12 protein-coding genes and 1 riboswitch are annotated in these 17,171 nt (G+C 54.4%); of the genes, 4 read left to right on the forward strand and 8 right to left on the reverse strand.

Annotated elements, in window-relative coordinates; genetic code table 11:
* Position 1 precedes the first annotated feature (1 nt).
* Positions 2–5,734 carry an excinuclease ABC subunit UvrA gene (gene uvrA, locus AC9UEO_RS01940; protein ID WP_509529170.1) on the forward strand — a complete coding sequence of 1,911 codons (5,733 nt, stop codon included), beginning with the start codon at positions 2–4 and terminating at the stop codon, positions 5,732–5,734.
* Here the strand turns inward: uvrA and AC9UEO_RS01945 are convergent, their stop codons facing one another.
* A complete protein-coding gene (locus AC9UEO_RS01945; protein ID WP_509529172.1) occupies positions 5,735–7,366 on the reverse strand; it encodes a peptide chain release factor 3 in 1,632 nt (543 codons plus the stop codon).
* Positions 7,367–7,412: 46 nt separating this feature from the next.
* Positions 7,413–9,206 (reverse strand): response regulator, encoded by a 1,794-nt coding sequence (locus AC9UEO_RS01950; protein WP_509529174.1) that lies wholly within the window; start codon positions 9,204–9,206, stop codon positions 7,413–7,415.
* 61 nt (positions 9,207–9,267) lie between these two features.
* A riboswitch (S-adenosyl-L-homocysteine riboswitch) is annotated at positions 9,268–9,344 on the forward strand.
* An 80-nt stretch (positions 9,345–9,424) separates the two neighbouring features.
* Here AC9UEO_RS01950 and ahcY point away from each other — a divergent pair.
* Genes ahcY through metF form a run of 3 tightly spaced genes read left to right on the forward strand, consistent with a single transcriptional unit; the run spans position 9,425 to position 12,454 of the window.
* Entirely contained in the window at positions 9,425–10,858 is a 1,434-nt protein-coding gene (gene ahcY / locus AC9UEO_RS01955) for an adenosylhomocysteinase (RefSeq protein ID WP_509529176.1), read from the forward strand.
* Between the two features lies 1 nt (position 10,859).
* Positions 10,860–11,612, forward strand: a complete 753-nt coding sequence (locus tag AC9UEO_RS01960; protein ID WP_509529179.1) for a TlyA family RNA methyltransferase — start codon at positions 10,860–10,862, stop codon at positions 11,610–11,612.
* Positions 11,609–12,454 (forward strand): methylenetetrahydrofolate reductase [NAD(P)H], encoded by an 846-nt coding sequence (gene metF, locus AC9UEO_RS01965; RefSeq protein WP_509529181.1) that lies wholly within the window; start codon positions 11,609–11,611, stop codon positions 12,452–12,454. Before AC9UEO_RS01960 ends, metF begins: the two co-directional genes overlap by 4 nt.
* Positions 12,455–12,457: 3 nt before the next feature.
* Here the strand turns inward: metF and AC9UEO_RS01970 are convergent, their stop codons facing one another.
* The 6 genes from AC9UEO_RS01970 to AC9UEO_RS01995 form a co-directional block, all read right to left on the reverse strand.
* On the reverse strand, positions 12,458–13,540 hold the full coding sequence (locus tag AC9UEO_RS01970) for a 2Fe-2S iron-sulfur cluster-binding protein (RefSeq protein WP_509529183.1): 1,083 nt from the start codon (positions 13,538–13,540) through the stop codon (positions 12,458–12,460).
* 7 nt (positions 13,541–13,547) lie between these two features.
* Positions 13,548–14,048 carry a 1,2-phenylacetyl-CoA epoxidase subunit PaaD gene (paaD, locus tag AC9UEO_RS01975; RefSeq protein ID WP_509529713.1) on the reverse strand — a complete coding sequence of 167 codons (501 nt, stop codon included), beginning with the start codon at positions 14,046–14,048 and terminating at the stop codon, positions 13,548–13,550.
* An 11-nt stretch (positions 14,049–14,059) separates the two neighbouring features.
* A complete protein-coding gene (gene paaC / locus AC9UEO_RS01980; protein WP_509529186.1) occupies positions 14,060–14,848 on the reverse strand; it encodes a 1,2-phenylacetyl-CoA epoxidase subunit PaaC in 789 nt (262 codons plus the stop codon).
* Positions 14,845–15,138, reverse strand: a complete 294-nt coding sequence (gene paaB / locus AC9UEO_RS01985) for a 1,2-phenylacetyl-CoA epoxidase subunit PaaB (protein ID WP_509529188.1) — start codon at positions 15,136–15,138, stop codon at positions 14,845–14,847. The genes paaC and paaB overlap by 4 nt, the downstream gene beginning before the upstream one ends.
* Complete coding sequence (paaA, locus tag AC9UEO_RS01990; protein ID WP_509529191.1) at positions 15,135–16,136, reverse strand: 1,2-phenylacetyl-CoA epoxidase subunit PaaA; 1,002 nt, start codon at positions 16,134–16,136, stop codon at positions 15,135–15,137. Before paaA ends, paaB begins: the two co-directional genes overlap by 4 nt.
* A gap of 69 nt (positions 16,137–16,205) precedes the next feature.
* The gene (locus AC9UEO_RS01995) at positions 16,206–17,105 is read right to left on the reverse strand and encodes a 23S rRNA (adenine(2030)-N(6))-methyltransferase RlmJ (RefSeq protein WP_509529194.1); all 900 of its coding nucleotides are present in this window, start codon (positions 17,103–17,105) and stop codon (positions 16,206–16,208) included.
* Positions 17,106–17,171: the final 66 nt, after the last annotated feature.

Genomic DNA, 17,171 nt, shown 5'->3' on the forward strand with positions numbered 1-17,171 from the left:
TATGGCACAGGGACTCATTCGTATTCGAGGCGCCCGTCAGCACAACCTCAAAAATCTGGACATTGATATCCACACGGGTGAATTGACGGTGTTCACCGGTCCCAGTGGATCGGGCAAATCCAGCTTGGTGTTTGACACCTTGTACGCTGAAGGTCAGCGTCGTTACGTAGAAACTTTCAGCGCTTATGCGCGGCAGTTTTTAGACCGCATGGACCGTCCTGCGGTTGACAAAGTAGATGGTGTACCAGCAGCCATTGCTATTGACCAAACCAATCCTGTGCGAAGTTCACGCTCGACCGTGGGCACCATGACCGAGCTCAACGACCATTTGAAGCTATTGTTCGCAAGAGCAGCGCAGTTGTTTGACAAGCAGACTGCCGAGGCTGTGAAACACGACAACCCACAAACCATTTTTGCGCAGCTCCAAGCCTTAAGCGCAGACGACCCGCGCTGGGTCATCACCTTTCCTGTGGCGTTGCCCGCCAATACCAGCGCTGAAGAATTGCAAGCATGGTTGAGTGCAAGCGGCTTTAGCCGCGTACATACCCAGCGTGTCGGCAAAGCCAAGAACGATCCTCAGGTGTTGGACGTGGCCGCCGACCGGTTTCGTGTGCAAAGCGCCGAGCCTGCGCGGGTGATGGAGGCCATCGAGCTGGCATTGCAGCGTGGCAGCGGTCGCATGACGGCTTACCGCATGGCGCCAGACGCCGACGCAGAGTCCAAGGGCGAAGCCTTTGGCTTTTCAACTGGCCTGCATTGTCCAGCCAGCGATGTGCGCTACAGCGACCCCACGCCGTCGATGTTTTCATTCAACTCTCCAGCAGGCGCTTGCCCCAAGTGCAAAGGCTTTGGCCGTGTGATTGGCGTGGACTATGGCTTGGTCATTCCCAACGACAAACTCACCTTGCGAATGGGCGCCATTAAACCGATACAAACACCCGCATGGCAAGAGTGCCAAGACGATTTGATGCGCCACGCCGAAACCGCTGGCATACCGCGTGATACGCCTTGGAACAAACTTACCCCCGAGCAACACCATTGGGTGATCCAAGGCTCGCCCAACTGGACGGGCAAATGGAACCAGCAGTGGTATGGCATCAAGCGGTTTTTCGAGTACTTGGAAACCAAGTCTTACAAGATGCATATACGCGTCTTGCTCTCCAAGTACCGCAGTTACACGCCGTGTGGCGATTGTGGCGGCGCACGTTTACAAACCGACAGTTTGTTGTGGCGCATTGGCAGCATGGCCAGTGCCAAAGCCGCCATGCCTGACGCAAAACGCTTTATGCCGCAAGGTGTAGCGTGGCAACGTGGGCAGTTGGAAAGTTTGCCAGGCTTGTGTTTGCACGACCTGATGCTTTTGCCTGTCGATCGTTTGCGGGTGTTTTTCGAACACATGGCCCATGACGATTCGTTGACGGCCCATGCACAGGCCGAGCAGCAGGCACTGCATTTGCTGTTTGAAGAAATCCGCACCCGCTTGAAATACCTGTGCGATGTGGGACTGGGTTATTTGAGTTTGGACCGACAAAGCCGCACCTTGAGTGGCGGCGAGGTGCAACGCATCAACTTGACCACCGCCCTGGGCACGTCTTTGGTGAACACCTTGTTTGTGTTGGATGAACCCAGCATTGGTTTGCATCCCCGCGATATACACCGTATCACCCAAGCCATGTTGCGACTGCGCGATGCGGGCAACACCTTGGTGGTGGTCGAGCATGACCCGGCTGTTATGCTGGCGGCAGACCGCATCGTGGACATGGGTCCTGGCCCTGGTGAGCGCGGTGGCAATATCGTTTTTGATGGCACACCCCAGCAACTTAAAAGCGCCAACACCTTAACGGGCGACTATTTGGGTGCTCGCAAGCAAGTGGGTTTGGGCTTGAAGCGTTTGGTCACTGACTCCACGCCACGGCTGATATTGGAAGGTGCGCGTGAACACAATTTGCAAGACCTGAGCATCGAGTTCCCCTTGCAGCGCTTGGTGACTGTCACGGGCGTCAGCGGTTCGGGCAAGTCCACCTTGATCCAAGACATCTTGGCGCCTGCCTTGCTGCGTCACTTTGGCAAATCCACCGATGGTGCGGGTGCGCACGACCGCTTGCTGGGGGCTGATCACTTAAGCGATGTGGTGTTTGTCGACCAGTCTCCCATTGGCAAAACCGCCCGCTCTAACCCCGTGAGCTATGTGGGCGCATGGGACGCGATACGCGAGATTTTTGCCAACACAGCGATGTCGCGCCAACGCAGTTACACCGCCTCCAAGTTCAGCTTCAATGGCGGCGATGGACGCTGCCCCAATTGCGGCGGTTCGGGTTTTGAGCATGTGGAAATGCAGTTCTTGAGTGACGTTTATTTGCGTTGCCCCGATTGCAACGGACAACGCTATCGCCCCGAAATCCTCGAAGTCAAAATCGAGCGAAAAAAATCGGGGTCAGATTCCAATTATTTTTTGAACGTGGCCGATGTCTTGGCACTGACGGTGAGCGAAGCTGCTCAACTGTTCGCCAATGACCGCGAGGTGATACGCGCTCTGCAACCGATTATGGACGTGGGCTTGGAGTATGTGCACTTGGGTCAACCGGTGCCCACACTGAGTGGTGGCGAAGCACAGCGCCTGAAGTTGGCGGGATTTTTGGCCGAGGCCGCCAAATCTGCCTCCTCCAGCCGCCAAGCCACTGCACGCAAAGGCACTTTGTTTTTGTTTGACGAACCCACCACGGGCTTGCACTTCGATGATATTGCCAAGCTGATGCGAGCGCTCAGACGCTTGTTAGAGGCAGGTCATTCGCTGATTGTGATTGAACACAATTTGGATGTGATTCGCTCTAGCGATTGGTTGATCGACTTAGGGCCTGAAGGCGGCGAGGGGGGTGGTTTGTTGGTGGCTGAAGGCGCGCCTGAAACTTTGCGTGAACATCCGACGTCGCACACTGGCCAAGCACTGCGCGACTATGAAGAAAGCATGGGTCAGGTGCACAAGGTGTCCGACCAAGTGGCAGCGTATGTGGCAGTGGCGCGACCCGAGGTCAATAACCATATTCGCATCGTCCACGCCAAAGAACACAATTTGAAGAGCTTGAGTGTGGACATTCCGCGCGGGCAGTTCAATGTGGTGACGGGCGTCAGCGGTTCGGGTAAATCCACCTTGGCGTTTGATATTTTGTTCAACGAAGGACAGCGCCGCTATTTGGAAAGCCTCAACGCCTATGCCCGCAGCATCGTGCAACCCGCTGGTCGCCCTGAGGTCGATGCGGTGTATGGCATACCGCCCACGGTGGCGATTGAGCAGCGTTTGTCACGTGGCGGGCGCAAAAGCACGGTAGGCACCACCACTGAAATTTGGCATTTTTTGCGTTTGCTGTATGTGAAGCTGGGTACCCAGCATTGCATCCACGACAACGCGGCGGTGCAACCCCAAACCCCAGAGCGCTTAACGGCTTTGTTGATGCGCGAATACCGTGGACAGCATATTGGCTTGCTCAGTCCCTTGGTGATGAACCGCAAAGGTGTCTACACCGAGTTGGCCGACTGGGCCAGACCGCGCGGCTACACCCATTTGCGTGTGGATGGCAACTTTTTACCCACCACCGGTTTCCCTCGCCTAGACCGTTTCAAAGAGCACACCATCGAATTGCCGGTTGCCAGTCTCACGGTAGACCCCGCCAAGGAAGACGTGCTGCGCCAAGCTTTGCTCACAGCCTTGGAGCATGGCAAAGGTGTGTTGCATGTGCTCAGCGACATAGGCGCATTGAAAGAAGCGATGTTGAGTGGCGAGTCAACTGCTTCTATTGGACGACTGCATGCGTATTCCACGCGTCGTGCTTGCCCTGTGTGCGATACCTCCTACGCAGAACTCGATCCACGCTTGTTCTCCTACAACAGCAAGCATGGCTGGTGTGGTGAGTGTGTGGGCACCGGCTTAGCGCTGTCTCGCGAGCAACGCAAAGCCATGGACGACTCGGTGGCTGATGCGCAAGACAAAGGGCGTGAGAAAAGTTTTGCTGAACCCGAGTTGGACGAGGTGAGCGACACAGCCTGTTTGGCCTGTGCGGGTACCCGCTTGAATCCCACTGCCAGAGCAGTCTACTTTGGTGGCGCAGCCATCACCGAATTGGCACAGCGCAGCGTGGTCGACATGTCCACATGGGTCAAGGGTTTGCGTTTGCAAGGACGCGAAGCGGACATTGCCCGCGACCTGCTGCCAGAAATTGAAAGCCGCTTGGCGTTTTTAGAGCGTGTGGGCTTGGGCTATTTGACCTTGGACCGAGGAGCGCCCACGCTCAGTGGCGGTGAGGCGCAACGCATACGTTTAGCGGCACAGCTAGGCAGTAATTTGCAAGGCGTTTGCTATGTACTGGATGAACCCACCATCGGTTTGCATGCCCGCGACAACCATATCTTGCTGGACGCTTTAAAAAGCCTGAGCGATAAAGGCAACACGCTGGTGGTGGTGGAGCATGACGAAGACACGATTCGCCGGGCCGACCACATCATTGACATTGGCCCCAGCGCCGGCAAGCGTGGCGGCCATTTGGTGGCCCAAGGCTCGGTGGCCGATGTGATGGGTGCGGCCGATTCTCAAACCGGTCGCTATTTACGCCACGCCATGCTCCACCCCTTGCAAGCAAGGCGCAGCGTGATGCTGGAGTCGCGCAGCAAAAGCAAAACAGAAAGTCTGCAAGTGATGGGTGCAGATTTGCATAACCTTGGAACACTGTCTGCATCCTTTCCTTTGCATCGCTTGGTGGCAGTCACAGGTGTGAGCGGTTCTGGCAAATCTACGCTGGCACGCGATGTGTTACTGGCCAATGTGCAGACAGTGGTCAGCTTGCGCTCCACACAAGCAGGGCGCAAAGCCCATGACGCTGGCAAGTTGCCTGTGTGGCAAGGCTGTGTGGGTTTGGCAGGTTATGAAAGCATTGAGCGTGTGCTCGAAGTAGACCAAACCCCAATTGGCAAAACACCGCGCAGTTGCCCCGCTACCTACATCGGGTTTTGGGACACCATTCGCAAATTGTTTGCTGAAACCTTGGAAGCCAAGGCGCGGGGCTACGCCCCTGGGCGCTTTAGCTTCAACACCGGTGAGGGTCGTTGCCCCGGCTGCGAAGGCCAAGGCTTGCGCACCATAGAGATGAGCTTTTTGCCTGATGTCAAAGTGCTGTGCGAGGTATGCAAAGGTGCACGCTTCAACCCCGAAACGTTGTCGGTGCGCTGGCGAGGCAAAAGCATTGGCGATGTTTTGCAAATGGAGGTGGATGAGGCGGTGGACTTCTTTGCGGCCATGCCCCTCATCAGTCACCCCTTGCAGTTATTGAAAGATGTGGGTTTGGGTTACCTCACTTTGGGGCAACCCTCGCCCACACTCAGTGGTGGTGAAGCGCAACGTATCAAGTTGGTCACCGAACTCTCCAAGGTGAAAGACGAGGTGGCGCGGCGTGGTCAAAAAACGCCGCATACCTTGTATGTCTTGGATGAGCCTACCGTGGGCTTGCACATGGCGGATGTGGATAAGTTGATTCGTGTGCTTCACCGTTTGGTTGATGGTGGTCACAGTGTCATCGTCATTGAGCACGATTTAGACGTCATCGCTGAAGCCGATTGGGTGATTGACCTTGGCCCCGAAGGTGGTGAAGGCGGCGGTCACGTCGTGGGTGCAACCACTCCCGAGGGCTTGGTGAAGCTTGGTACTCACACCGGCATGGCTTTGGCAACAGTGTTGGCCAGAGCCTGATCAGCCAGCCGATCCCAGCGCCAATCCCGCATGCTCACGCAACGGGTGAAAGTGAATTTTGGGGAAACGCTCTTGGGCCAAACGCACGTCATAAGGCGAGGTGCACAAATACGCCAGCGAGTGGGCGGCATCGGTGGCCATGCGTTGGGGATAGGCGTTGATGAATTCTTTCAGCTCTGTTGATGTGTCGGCGGTGATCCAACGCGCACCGGTGTAGCTGCTGTTCTCTAAACGCACATCGCAGTCGTATTCGCCACGCAAGCGGTGCTGAACCACCTCAAACTGCAGCTGACCAATCGCACCCAAGAGCATGGCACCACCCATCTCGGGCTTGAAGACTTGAATCGCACCCTCTTCACCGAGCTGCTCTAAGCCGGTTTGCAGCTGCTTGGTTCGCAGCGGGTTTTTCAAGATCACGGTCATGAACATCTCGGGCGCGAAAAAAGGCAAGCCGGTGAATTGCAGCGCCGCGCCATCGGTGATGGTGTCGCCGAGTTGCACACCCCCGTGGGTGGTGAAGCCAATGATGTCGCCCGCATAGGCCTCGTCCACCGCTTCGCGGCGCTGGCTTAAAAAAGTCACCACAGATGTGGGTCGCAGCTCTTTGGCACTGCGCTGCACCTTGAGCTTCATGCCCGGCGCATAACGGCCCGAGGCCACGCGCACAAACGCAATGCGGTCACGGTGGTTGGCGTCCATATTGGCTTGCACCTTGAACACCACGCCCGAAAACCCGGCGTCTTCGGGTTGCACGGTTTTATCAACCGCTTGTTTGTTCACCAGCAAATGGCTGATGCGCGGCCCAGGCGAGGGCGCCAAGTCCACCAAGGCGTCGAGCACTTCCATGACGCCAAAGTTGTTGACGCCAGAGCCGAAAAACACAGGCGTTTGCTTGCCAGCCAAAAACGCTTCGCGGTCAAACGTGGGTGAGGCACCGGTGGCCAGCTCCATGCTGTCCATGGCGGTTTGCCATTCCAAACCAAAGCGATCGGCCAACTTGCCTTGTTCCGTAAGGGGAACGGTTTCAAAGTCTTGCGGCAAGCGCTCGCTGCCCGACTCGAACACCGTCATGGCTTGGGTGCGTAAATTGATGATGCCGCCAAACGATTTGCCTTGGCCGACTGGCCAGGTCATGGGCACGCAGGGCATGCCCAGCTCGCGTTCGACCTCGTCCAAGATATCCAAGGGGTCGCGCACCTCGCGGTCCATTTTGTTCACGAACGTGATGATGGGCGTGTCGCGTTGTCGGCACACTTCAATGAGTCGGCGGGTTTGCGCTTCCACACCGTTGGCGGCATCAATCACCATCAGCGCCGAGTCCACAGCGGTGAGCACGCGGTAGGTGTCTTCAGAAAAGTCTTTGTGGCCTGGGGTGTCAAGCAGGTTGATGACATGCTCGCGGTACAGCATTTGCATCACCGATGACGCCACCGAGATACCGCGTTGTTTTTCAATCTCCATCCAGTCGCTGGTGGCGTGACGCGAGGCTTTGCGGGCTTTGACCGAACCAGCGATTTGGATGGCACCCGAGAACAGCAACAGCTTTTCGGTCAGCGTGGTTTTACCGGCGTCGGGGTGGGAGATGATGGCAAAAGTGCGCCGGCGGCGCACTTCCTCGAGAACAGTCGTCATAAGTCTTCTAAGCTATTAAGGCAATCATAGCTGTGCTGTGTGTAGCTCACGCCTTGGGCAGGTCTTTGTCAACGGTGTAATGACGCACAGCACGAATAAGCGTTTGACGGTCAAATGGCTTGGCTAATATTTCGTTCACACCCGCAGCATTGCAGCGATCTACCGCGTCTTGCGCCACGTTGGCGGTCAAGGCAATCACAGGCACGCTGCGAAACGGTTCGGGGCAGGACTGGCGAATTTGGGTTACCACCTCAGAGCCGTCCATGTCGGGCATGACCAAATCGATCAGCACCAAATCAAAAAGGGTGAGCCGCATTTTGTCCAAACCTTGCTGCCCATTAGCGGCTTGTTCAATGATGGCATTGGGGAAGCTGCGCATCAAGGTGGTAGAAACTACCAAGCGGTTGACATCGTTGTCATCGACCACCAGCACATGAATGGGTGAGAGATCTTGGCTGGTGGCTAAATTGAAAGCAGGTGCTGGGTTGGCAGGTTGCGCGCTGACCGTGATCGGCAGGTAAAGGGTAAAGACAGAGCCTTTGCCAAGCTCACTTTGAAGATGCAGGCGACCCAGATGGCTTTTCACCAAGCTTTGGGTGATGGCCAAACCTAAACCATTGCCGCGCATGGGTTCACTCAGTCTTAGCGACGTTTCGGTGTCATAAACTTGAATAAAAGGTTGGTAAATACGTTCTTGTTGGCTGGGCGTCATGCCAATACCTGTGTCTTCGATGCGGCACACCAATTCCAAGCCTTGTTCACCGGTGTTCATGCTTACCTGCATGAGCACATGGCCTTTGGGTGTGAATTTGATGGCATTGCCCAACAGGTTGATGAGCATTTGGGATAAACGGTTTTGGTCTAACAGCACCCACGTGGGTACTTGCGCATTGATGTCAATGCGGTATTCCAGTTGCGCTTCTTGCGCTTGGTTGCTCAAGGTATGAAAGGTTTGGCGCAGCACCAAGGGCAAATTGATGACTTGCGGGTGCAGGGTCAACTGACCTAAACGGATTTGAGAAAAATCCAGCAAGTCGTTAATGACGGTTAACAGATGAGCGGCCGCATGCTGGGCACTGTTGACAAAATCTTTGGACTCTTCGGAAAGATGCTTGTTGTCATGCAGCAAGCCAAGATAACCGATGACGGCATTGAGCGGGGTGCGCATATCGTGGCTGACCATGGCCAGAAATTTGTCTTTGTGAGAGTCTGCCTTGATCAGGGCTGAGGAGAGTTTTTCTAGCCGCATGTTGTTGCGGCGCAAAATGGCCAAGTTTTGCGAGTTTGCCGAGTCATACACAAACACCAAAATAATTTGTGTGCACTCTAAGACCACAATGCAGACCGCAGCTTGCGTCATTTTTTTCCAGTCATCGCCTGGGTGCATAGGCAAATAACCTTGAAGTTGTGCATAGAACATCAAGATAAGAAGAATAAAACTCATCAACACCCAAAAAATAGCCCATGCTCTGCCAACAGTGAAGACCGGCAAAATAGGTACCACGCCCATGAATACCAGCATCGAAGAAAAAACGCCATAGGTCAAAGCGGCGTTGTAATAGATTAAACAAATCAAGGTAATTTGGTAAATCCCACTGGCCCATACCATCGGCAAACCTTTGCGCCACATGACGGTATTGACAGACAACAGCACGGCGCTCAACATGCATGACCAGCCTGCTTCAGGGTTTTGTAGCCACAGCATCAAAGGCCCAATGGGGATCAAAAACGCCACCGCACCCAAAGAGTTGAGCAGGAAATAAAAATCTTTTGAGCTTCGCAGTCTGGGCGGTAATTTGCGCAGAACCCACAAATAAAACCGGTAATTTGGGTTGTTCATGTCTAAAGTCTTTCAAATCACAGGTCATTTTAGGGGGCTTATCCAAAACAATTAGAATATGTTCACCGAGGAGCGCTGCAACCGGTTCAAAGTTGAACAGGTGAGGCTCGGAAAATTTTCCAACTGCGCTCACCCACTGACAACGTGAGGTGAGCACCTCGGTCCTCCAAGTGCTTATTTTCCTGCGTCAGTGGCCCTGAACCTTTTAGGAGCCTCGCATGAATGCATCTTTAAAACCTGCCCAAACCACTGATTTCCACGTCGCCGACATGAGCTTGGCTGACTGGGGTCGCAAAGAAATAAAAATCGCCGAAACCGAAATGCCCGGCCTGATGGCAATTCGCCAAGAGTTCGCCAAAGCCCAGCCATTAAAAGGCGCACGCATCACCGGTTCACTCCACATGACCATCCAAACCGCTGTGCTGGTTGAAACCCTGCAAGCCTTGGGCGCCCAAGTGCGTTGGGCTTCTTGCAACATCTTTTCTACCCAAGACCATGCTGCCGCCGCCTTGGTGGCCAATGGCACACCCGTGTTTGCCTACAAGGGCGAAACCTTGGATGACTACTGGGATTACACCCACCGCATTTTTGAATTTGCTGCCAAGGGCGCAGAGGGCGAAGGCCCCAACATGATTTTGGACGACGGCGGCGACGCCACCCTCCTCATGCACTTGGGCAAACGCGCTGAAACCGATGCGTCTTTGTTGAACAACCCTGGCAGCGAAGAAGAGGTGTGTTTGTTCAACGCCATCAAAGCCAAGCTGGCTGTGGACCCCACTTGGTACAGCCGCAAATCGGCCCAAATCATGGGCGTGACCGAAGAAACCACCACTGGCGTGTTGCGCTTGAACGAAATGGCCGCCAAAGGAACGTTGATGTTCCGCGCCATCAACGTCAATGACTCTGTCACCAAGAGCAAGTTCGACAACCTGTATGGCTGCCGTGAATCTTTGGTCGACTCCATCAAGCGTGCCACCGATGTGATGATCGCTGGCAAAGTGGCTTTGGTGGCCGGTTATGGCGACGTGGGCAAGGGTTCAGCCCAGGCCCTGCGTGCTTTGAGCGCCCAAGTGTGGGTGACCGAGATCGACCCCATCAATGCACTGCAAGCGGCCATGGAAGGCTACAAAGTGGTGACCATGGAATACGCGGCCGACAAGGCTGACATTTTTGTGTCTGCCACCGGTAACAAAAACGTGATCCGCTTCGAGCACATGGCTGCCATGAAAGACGAAGCCATCGTGTGCAACATCGGTCACTTCGACAACGAAATCGATGTCGCGTCGCTTGAGAAATGCAAGTGGGACGAGATCAAGCCCCAAGTCGATCACATCATCTTCCCCGACGGCAAAAAAATCACCTTGCTCGCCAAAGGCCGTTTGGTGAATTTGGGTTGCGCAACAGGCCACCCCAGCTTTGTGATGTCTTCGAGCTTTGCCAACCAAACCATTGCGCAAATCGAATTGTTCACCCGCCCCAACGACTACCAAGTCGGCAAGGTCTATGTGTTGCCCAAACATTTGGATGAAAAAGTCGCGCGTTTGCACCTGCACAAAGTGGGTGCCATGCTGACTGAACTCACCGACGAGCAAGCCGCCTACATTGGCGTGAGCAAAGCCGGCCCCTACAAGGCTGATACTTACCGCTACTGATATGCCGCGCGCAGACCAGTTGCTGGTCGAGCGCGGTTTGGCCAACTCGCGTTCACAAGCGCAGCGTTTGATCGCTGCGGGTGTGGATTGGCGAGTAGGTCAGCAAGCCTGGCAACGCATTGACAAAAATGGTGCTGTATTACCCCAAGCAGCGGAGTTGCTGCTGCAAGACGATGGCGAGATCCGTTATGTCTCGCGTGGGGGCTTGAAGCTCGAAGGTGCAATGCGTGACACAGGCTTGCAAGTCAAAGGTTGGACCTGCCTCGATGTAGGGCAGTCCACCGGCGGTTTCACCGATTGTTTGTTGCAGCACGGTGCTGCAAAAGTCACGGGTGTGGATGTTGGCCATAGCCAACTTCATCCTCGCTTACTTGCAGACCCGCGTGTTGTTTGCATAGAACATTGCAATGCAAGGGGGCTGAGTTTGGCTCAGTGTGGTCAGGCAAATGGCTTTGCTTTGATCGTGGCCGACTTGAGTTTCATCTCCTTGACTTTGGTGCTGCCTGCATTGAAACCATTGCTTTCTGAACAAGGCCAAATGTTGTTGTTAGTGAAACCACAATTCGAGTTGCAAGCCAGTGATATTGGCAAAGGCGGCTTGGTCAATGATTCTGCCAAGTACCAACAAGTAGAGGAACGCTTGCGCTCGGCAGCAACAGATTTGGAGTTGGTGGTCTGTCATTGGTTGCCCAGTGTCATCACTGGCGGCGACGGCAACCACGAATTTTTTATTCACCTCAGGAGTCCCGCATGAGCGACACCCTACAAACCCCCATCAGCTTTGAATTTTTCCCACCTAAGACTGCTCAAGGCGCTGACAAGTTGCAGCATGTTCGACATGATTTATACGCACTGAAACCAGACTTTTTCAGTGTCACCTATGGCGCGGGTGGTTCCACGCAAGACGGTACTTTGCAGCAAGTGCAAGCCATCTTGGCTGAAGGCCACGATGCCGCACCACATTTTTCATGTATAGGTGCCACGCGCGACAGCGTGCGCGAACAGTTGGCACAGTTCAAAGCAGCAGGCATTCGTCGCATGGTGGCTTTGCGTGGCGACTTGCCCAGTGGTCACGGCACCTTTGGCGAGTTTCGTTATGCCAGCGAATTAGTGGCTTTTATCCGCGCTGAAGCAGGAGACCATTTCCATATCGAGGTGGGTTGTTACCCCGAGGTACATCCCCAAGCCAAGTCTCCCCAGGCCGATGTACAAGCCTATGTGACCAAGGTCAAGGCTGGTGCCAGTTCGGCCATTACTCAGTATTTTTACAACACCGATGCGTATTTCCGCTTTGTCGATGAAGCCTACCAACAAGGCGCCGACATCCCTGTGGTACCGGGCATCATGCCTATCATCAATTCAACGCAGTTGATGCGTTTTTCAGATGCGTGTGGCGCTGAAATTCCCCGTTGGATTCGTTTGCGTTTGCAGTCATATGGCGACGACAGCGCATCCATCAAAGCATTTGGTTTAGAGGTAGTGACGGATTTGTGCGACCAGTTGCTAAACGCTGGCGTGCCTGGTTTGCACTTCTACACCATGAACCAAAGTACTGCAGTTAAACAAATCTGTCACAACCTCAGGCTGGGTGTTTAAGACTTAGCGCTCATCGAAGCTAAGCACCAGTTTAGGCGTGAGCGCTTTGGCTTGGCATGAGAGCACAAAGCCCTGCGCTATTTCTTCTTTGGTCAGTGTGAAGTTTTTGTTCATGCTGACCTGCCCCTGCATGACCTTGGCGCGACAGGTGCAACACACGCCATTGCGACAAGAGTAGGGTAAATCCAAACCGGCTTGCAGGCCTGCAGCCAAGGGGTTGTCCACAGCAGACATGGGCACACTGTGCTGTTTACCATTGCAAATGATGTGCAGGTCAATCTCTTTGGCGTTGGCCTTGGGTTGTCGAATTGCAGGTTTTGGCTCAGGGGTAATGTCACCAAAATGCTCGTTGTGAATACGCTCAGGGTCTACACCTGCTCGCAGTAGACCAGCGACGGTGGCTTGCATCATGGCATTGGGACCGCAAACAAAGACTTCATCCATATCGCTTGCAGGCAAGAGGCTGCTGGTAAGCGCTATCACTTTGTCTTCGTCTATACGACCGTGCAGTAATGCGATGTCTTGCTCTTGGCGTGACAGCACATGCATCAGCGACAAGCGTTGAGGGTATTGGTCTTTCAAGTCTTGCAGGCTTTCATTGAACATGACGCTTTGCATGCGTTGGTTGCCATACACCAAGCTGTAGCGACTGTGCGAGTTCGACGCAAGACCGCTGGCAATTAAGGACAGAACAGGCGTGATGCCCGAGCCAGCAGCAAAGCACACCGTATGACGCACTTGGTCTTGCGTAGACACAAAACGACCTTCAGGCGGCATGGCCTCCAAGCTTTGGCCAACATGTAAATCATGATTAGCCCACACAGAAAACACACCACCCGTCACAGTGCGAACGCCAATCTCGATCTCGCCTGTTGCAAGAAGACGTTCTGGCGTACTGCATACAGAGTAGCTGCGTCGACATGATTGACCCGTAATGTCAGCTCGCACCACCATGTACTGGCCTGGTTTGAAATTAAATAACTTACGCCAAGCGTCTGGTACATGCAAGGTGATGGCTTTGCCATTCACGCCTTCTGTGCGCAGTCGCACCACCTGCAGCTTGTGAAAAGTAGGAACGGTGCTCATGGAGAATTCAGTAGGGCTTGAAATAATCGAATGGCTCTTCGCAAATTAAACACTTGCACAATGCTTTGCAAGCGGTCGAGCCAAACGCAGAGGTGATGGTGGTGTTGGTGGAGCCACAGCGAGGACAGGCAATCACATCATCTTGCAAGCGACGGGCTAAACGCACCACTTGCGACGTGTTGATGCTTTGGCAATGAGGTGGGGCAATACCATATGCCAAGAGTTTGTCGCGAGCGGCGGGGGTCATCCAGTCGGTGGTCCAAGCGGGCGCAAGTTGGGTTTTGACTTGACCGTGCACACCGAGTTGTTGAAGACATTGCAAAATATCATCATGGATTTGCTCCATCGCCGGACAACCGCTGTAGGTGGGTGTGATGACCACTTCCACACCTTTATCGGATATTTGCACGTCGCGCAAGATACCCATCTCTCGCAAACTCACCACTGGTATTTCCGGGTCGCATAGTTGATCTAGCGCAGCATTGACCGCCACCATATCGGTGCGCATGGAGGATAGGCTCACCACACCGCCCTAGGGTGTGCTCGCGCCAAGCTTTGCATTTCGCTCAAAAGGTAGGTCAAGTGCTCAGAATGGATGCCGTGGTTGCCACTGGGCACAAAACCACCCTGCGTTGGACGCTTCAAACAAGCTTGTAGCAACCCCTCATCAATCAAAACATTCCATTCGGCTTGTGCGTCTGCATGGGAAAGCATCACCCCCACACTTTGCGCAGCCTCGGCGTGTGCCAAAGGCATCCAAAACTCTTGTGTGAACGGCATGAGGTGCTCCAGCGCAGTTTGGGCTCGCAGCTGCGACTCTGTGGTGCCATCCCCCATGCGAATCACCCAATCTTGCGCATATTGCCAGTGGTAGAGGGTTTCTTTGACTGCCTTGGCCGCAATCGCTGCAAGTTGCGCATCACCGCATTTGGCCAAGCGTGTCCACGTGCCCAAAGCCCAAGCGCTGTATAAAAAATTACGAACCAAAGTGGTGGCGAAGTCACGCGAACTGCTGCCACTGGGAGCGAGCGGCCCATGGTGGGGTAACTCTAGCAAGGTGAAGTTTCTGAACGCTGGCGCATCACGAAAATATGCCAAGCTGTCCTCGGTTTCGCTTTTACCGATTAACTCTGCCGCGTATTGGTAAAGCAAGCGAGACTGGCCAATCAAATCCAAGCTGTGATTGGCCAATGCGATGTCCTCTTCCAAGACGGGGGCATGACCACACCACTCGGCATTGCGTTGACCCAAGACCAAGCAGTTGTCCGCCAAGTGCAGCAGCAAAGGCAGTTGCGGCGAGTCCATCACATGTGCCCGACTTCGTCGGGAATCACATAAAAACTGGGATGGCGAAAAATTTTGTCGCCAGCAGGATCGAACAAAGCGGCTTTGTCATGCGGTTCACTGGCGTGGATGTTGGCAGAGGCCACTACCCACAAGCTCACGCCCTCTTGTCTGCGGGTATAGACGTCACGCGCCATCTGCATAGCGTGTTTTGCGTCACTGGCGTGAAGACTGCCGCAATGACGGTGTTCCAAACCTTGCTTGCTTCGTACAAATACCTCCCAAAGCGGCCATTCATGTGGGGTTGAACTCATGCGGCCTCCTTCAGTTGTCGGGCTTGTTGTTTCTGCGCGTGTGCCAGCGCTGCCTCACGCACCCAAGCGCCGTCGTCCCAGGCTTTGACGCGGGTGGCCAAGCGCTCTTGGTTGCAAGGCCCGTTGCCGTTGACGGTGGCCCAAAACTCGTCCCAATCGATGGCGCCGTAGTCGTGGTGCTGGCGTTCTTCGTTCCATTTCAAATCGGGGTCGGGCAGGCTCACCCCCAAAATCTTGGCTTGCGGCACGGTCGCATCCACAAAGCTTTGGCGCAAATCGTCGTTGCTGATGCGCTTGATGCCCCAACGCTGGCTTTGCGCTGAGTTGGGGCTGTCGCTGTCGGGCGGTCCAAACATGGCCAAACATTTCCACCACCAGCGGTTGACCGCGTCTTGCACCATGGCTTGTTGCTCGGGCGTGCCTTGCATCATCACCATCAGCGATTCGAACCCTTGGCGTTGGTGAAAAGACTCTTCCTTGCAAATGCGCACCATGGCGCGGGCATAGGGCCCATAAGAGCAGCGGCACAGCGGTATTTGGTTCATGATGGCCGCGCCATCAACCAACCAACCAATCACGCCCACATCGGCCCAAGTCAAGGTGGGGTAGTTGAAGATCGAGCTGTATTTGGCTTTGCCGCTGTGCAAGGCTTCGAGCATTTGGTCGCGGCTGGTGCCCAATGTTTCGGCGGCGCTGTACAGGTACAGACCATGACCACCTTCGTCTTGCACTTTGGCAATCAGGATGGCTTTGCGTTTCAAACTGGGCGCACGGCTGATCCAGTTGCCCTCGGGCAGCATGCCCACAATTTCGCTGTGCGCGTGTTGGCTGATTTGACGCACCAGCGTTTTGCGATAGTGCTCGGGCATCCAGTCGCGCGGCTCTATCTTGCCTTCGCGGTTGATGGTTTCTTCAAAGTGGGCTTGTTTGTCTGCATCTGTCGAGGCGACAGTGGCGTTGTTCAGTGGGGGATTCAGGTCCAAAGCCTGTGTGTACATGGGAAGCTCCATTGCCCTTGGTCAACAGGGTTTGGCAGCAGTATATCAATTAGCCAACCGGGCGGTTGGTTAACCGGTGATCAGTGTGAAACCGGCTTGTTTGTCTTGCCCCATGAGTTGCACCATTTGAGGCAAAGCCGCTTCCAATTCTTCTTTCAAAGTGAAAGGTGGGTTGATCACCACGATGCCGCTTTCAACCAAGCCCAAACGTTTGACAGGGTCTCCCGTGACCGCCTGTGGGCCTTGAGCCCCTGAGCGGATGCGCAAAGTTGCATGTAACCAAGGCCGGTTAGATTGGCGAGCCAAATTGGTCAAATGGCGAGGCAAACTGTGCGCTTGGGGACGCGGAATGATGGGGTACCACACCACAAAAGTACCTGTGGCAAATCGCTGCAAGCCAGTTGACACAGCCACCACCACACGCTCGTAATCGAGTTTGATTTCATAACTGGGGTCTATGAACACCAAGCCTCGGCGGGTAGGCGGCGGCAAGTATTTGGGCAGTCCTAAAAACCCATCTTCATTCATCACCATAGTCTGGCGTCCAGCTTGTAAAGCTTCGACATTGGCTACCAAATTGCGGATATCTGTAGGATGCAGTTCAAACAACTTCAGCTTGTCTTGCTCGCGCAACAGATGATGGGCAATGAAAGGAGAGCCGGGGTAATTCAACAAGCCGCCTTGGGGGTTGAAGTGGTCGAGTACGGCGCGGTAGGCCAGCAAAGCAGGGGCCATCGGGCCAGATAGCTTGGATTTGTTACGAATCAGTGCCAACAAGCCTTCCTGTGCTTCACCACTTTGTTTGGCATCTGGACTGTCAAGTTTGTAGAGGCCAGGGCCGCTGTGGGTATCTAAGGCGGTGTAACCAACCTCTTTTTGTGCAAGATAATTCATCGCAGAGATCAAAACCGTGTGTTTTAAGACATCGGCATGGTTTCCTGCATGAAAGGCGTGACGGTAACTGAACATGCACTATCGTAACTCGCCCAAAGCAAAATAGCTAAAAAGGCCAGTAAATGGCATAGAATGTCAGGC

This window comes from Limnohabitans sp. (assembly GCF_040401495.1).
Classification (GTDB): Bacteria; Pseudomonadota; Gammaproteobacteria; order Burkholderiales; family Burkholderiaceae_C; genus Limnohabitans.

What these genes read in the sequence shown, in the direction of transcription:
- uvrA (WP_509529170.1), top strand. Translation starts at nt 2, where the DNA reads ATGGCACAGGGACTCATTCGTATTCGAGGCGCCCGTCAGCACAACCTC.
- AC9UEO_RS01945 (WP_509529172.1), bottom strand. Translation starts at nt 7,366, where the DNA reads ATGACGACTGTTCTCGAGGAAGTGCGCCGCCGGCGCACTTTTGCCATC.
- AC9UEO_RS01950 (WP_509529174.1), bottom strand. Translation starts at nt 9,206, where the DNA reads ATGAACAACCCAAATTACCGGTTTTATTTGTGGGTTCTGCGCAAATTA.
- ahcY (WP_509529176.1), top strand. Translation starts at nt 9,425, where the DNA reads ATGAATGCATCTTTAAAACCTGCCCAAACCACTGATTTCCACGTCGCC.
- AC9UEO_RS01960 (WP_509529179.1), top strand. Translation starts at nt 10,860, where the DNA reads ATGCCGCGCGCAGACCAGTTGCTGGTCGAGCGCGGTTTGGCCAACTCG.
- metF (WP_509529181.1), top strand. Translation starts at nt 11,609, where the DNA reads ATGAGCGACACCCTACAAACCCCCATCAGCTTTGAATTTTTCCCACCT.
- AC9UEO_RS01970 (WP_509529183.1), bottom strand. Translation starts at nt 13,540, where the DNA reads ATGAGCACCGTTCCTACTTTTCACAAGCTGCAGGTGGTGCGACTGCGC.
- paaD (WP_509529713.1), bottom strand. Translation starts at nt 14,048, where the DNA reads ATGCGCACCGATATGGTGGCGGTCAATGCTGCGCTAGATCAACTATGC.
- paaB (WP_509529188.1), bottom strand. Translation starts at nt 15,138, where the DNA reads ATGAGTTCAACCCCACATGAATGGCCGCTTTGGGAGGTATTTGTACGA.
- paaA (WP_509529191.1), bottom strand. Translation starts at nt 16,136, where the DNA reads ATGTACACACAGGCTTTGGACCTGAATCCCCCACTGAACAACGCCACT.
- AC9UEO_RS01995 (WP_509529194.1), bottom strand. Translation starts at nt 17,105, where the DNA reads ATGTTCAGTTACCGTCACGCCTTTCATGCAGGAAACCATGCCGATGTC.